Origin of the sequence: Gordonibacter pamelaeae 7-10-1-b (assembly GCF_000210055.1) — a bacterium.
Lineage (GTDB): Bacteria > Actinomycetota > Coriobacteriia > Coriobacteriales > Eggerthellaceae > Gordonibacter > Gordonibacter pamelaeae.
On record NC_021021.1, the window covers coordinates 97203 to 99591 of the forward strand.

3 protein-coding genes are annotated in these 2389 nt (G+C 67.5%); all 3 read right to left on the reverse strand.

Annotated elements, in window-relative coordinates; genetic code table 11:
- Positions 1 to 405 (reverse strand): aminotransferase class III-fold pyridoxal phosphate-dependent enzyme (locus tag GPA_RS19860; RefSeq protein WP_041238671.1); only part of this gene is annotated, 405 nt, incomplete at its 3' end.
- A 92-nt stretch (positions 406 to 497) separates the two neighbouring features.
- Complete coding sequence (gene argB / locus GPA_RS00425) at positions 498 to 1490, reverse strand: acetylglutamate kinase (protein ID WP_015538625.1); 993 nt, start codon at positions 1488 to 1490, stop codon at positions 498 to 500.
- Positions 1487 to 2389: bifunctional glutamate N-acetyltransferase/amino-acid acetyltransferase ArgJ (gene argJ, locus GPA_RS00430; RefSeq protein WP_041238672.1), on the reverse strand; the 903-nt coding region annotated here is incomplete at its 5' end. The genes argB and argJ, both read right to left, overlap by 4 nt.

Sequence of the window (2389 nt, forward strand, 5' to 3'; positions counted from 1 at the left end):
CTGCGCCTCCGCCCGCTTGCGGGCGTGCAGGCGCGCCAGCTTGATGGCGCACTCGTTGGCCTCGGCGCCCGAGTTCGCGAAGAAGCTCTGCCACGGCTCCGCGTCCTCGGGGGCGCCGTGGTTGAGCAGGTCGGAGAGGCGGCGAGCCACTTCCCCACGGCCTTCAATATAGTAGTAGTTGCTCACGTGGATGAGCTTCTCCGCCTGCTGCCGGAGCGCATCGACGACGGCCGGATGGCAGTGCCCCAGGCTGATGACGCCGATACCGGCGATGAAGTCCAGGTACGCACGGCCCTTGTCGTCCTCGAGCACCATGCCGGCGCCGCGTACGAACTCGACGGGCTTGCGCCCGAACGTGTGCATGACGTAGCGTTCTTCCAGTTCCTGCTGCCTCTCAAGGCTCATGGCGATCCTTCCGTTCGGTTGTTGCAGAGCTGCCTTTCGCGCGATGCGGGAAGGGGCACGCGGCCCCTTCGCCGGTCAGCGGGTATCGGCGATCAGCCCACGAAGCGCTCGGCGGCAGCGGCTTGCGCGGCCGCCTGCTCGCGGTTCTCCAGCAGCTTGGAGGCGAAGTTGCCCAGCGGATGGGCGTCGAACTTGCACGCCTCTTCCGTGGAGTGCATGGTGGTGCCTACGCCGGTACTGGTCAGAAGCTCAAGGAGCAGCGAATGCGGCGTGGTTCCGTTCAGGATGTGCGCGCGGAACACGCCGGCGTCGAGCGCGGTGACGCACGACTTCAGCTTGGGGATCATGCCGGTGGACACCACGTCGTTCTCGATGAGGTACTGGGCCTCGAAGAGCGTGAGGTTCGAGATGAGCGTGGACTTGTCCTCGAAGTTCTCGTAGAGGCCATCCACGTCGGTGAGGAACACCACCTTGTGCGCGCCGATGGCGGCGGCGATGTGGCCCGCCACCATGTCGGCGTTCACGTTGTAGAAGCCGCCGTCCTCGCCGAGCGCGACCGATGCGACCACGGGAATGTAGTCGGCGTTCACGAGGTCGTCGAGCAGCGGACGGTTGATGCGCGTGATGCGGCCCACACGGCCCAGGTCGGGGCTGGCCTGCTCGGCCACGATGACGCCTGCGTCGGCGCCGGACACGCCCACGGCGAAGTTGCCGTGCTCGTTCAGGGCCTCCACGAGCTCCTGGTTCACCTTTCCCATGAGCACGGTGCGCACGAGATCCATGGCCTCGGGCGTGGTGACGCGCTGACCGTCCTTGAACTCCACGGGCAGGTTCACGAATTCCATGGCCTCGGTGATGGCCTTGCCGCCGCCGTGCACGATGACGGGATTCACGCCGACGATCTTCAGCAGCACGATGTCGTTCATGACGTCGGCGCGCAGCTGCTCGTCGACCATGGCCGAGCCGCCGTACTTGATGACGACGGTCTTACCGGTGATGTTCTTGATCCAGGGAAGGGCCTCGACGAGCACTTCCGCGGCCTTGTGCGATACGCCTTTCGGGCGCGTGTCCTTTGCGTACTTCATGAGCGGTAATCTCCGTTGATCGTGACGTAATCGTGGCTGAAATCGCAGGTCCAAACCGTGGTGGCGGCGTCGCCGGCGCCGAGGTCGACGTCGATTGCGATTTCGGGGTTCTCGAAGCGCCGGAGCGCCTCGTCCTCGTCGAAGGGGACGGTGAGCCCGCCGCGGCACACGGGCAGGCCCATGATGTCGATGGCGGCGTCTTCTTGGCGGAAGGCGGCGCCCGACTTGCCGATGGCCATGGCCACGCGGCCCCAGTTGGCGTCGTGGCCGTAGACAGCCGTCTTGACGAGCGGGGAGTTCGCGACGGCTCGCGCGGCGGCATCGGCGTCGGCCGGCGTGGCGGCGCCCGTCACGTTCACGGTGACGAGGCGCGTGGCGCCCTCGCCGTCGGCGGCCATCTGGCGCGCGAGGTTCTGGCACACGGCTTCGAGCGCCTGCTCGAAGCGGGCGAGCGCCGGAGAGCCCGGATGGAAGGGAACGGTGCTCGACGTGGCGCCGCCATTGGAGAACAGGAAGCACGAGTCGTTCGTGGACGTATCGGAATCGACCGTGACCTTGTTGAAGCTGCGGCCCGCCGCGCGGGAGAGGGCGGCGTGCAGCGCGTCGGGGCGCACCGGCGCATCGGTGGTGAGCACGGCTATCATGGTGGCCATGTTCGGCATGATCATGCCCGAGCCCTTCGCCATGCCGCCCACCGTGAACGTGCAGCCGTCGTAGCCGATGCCGTCGCCCGAGAACGTGACCGCCGCCTCCTTCGGGCGCGCGTCGGTGGTCATGATGGCGCGCGCCGCGTTGGCGCCGCCGCTTGCTACCGAGAGCTCGAGGGCGGCGAGGGGGATGCCCGTGGCGAACGGCTCGAGCGGCAGGTGTTCGCCGATCACGCCGGTGGAGGCCACCAG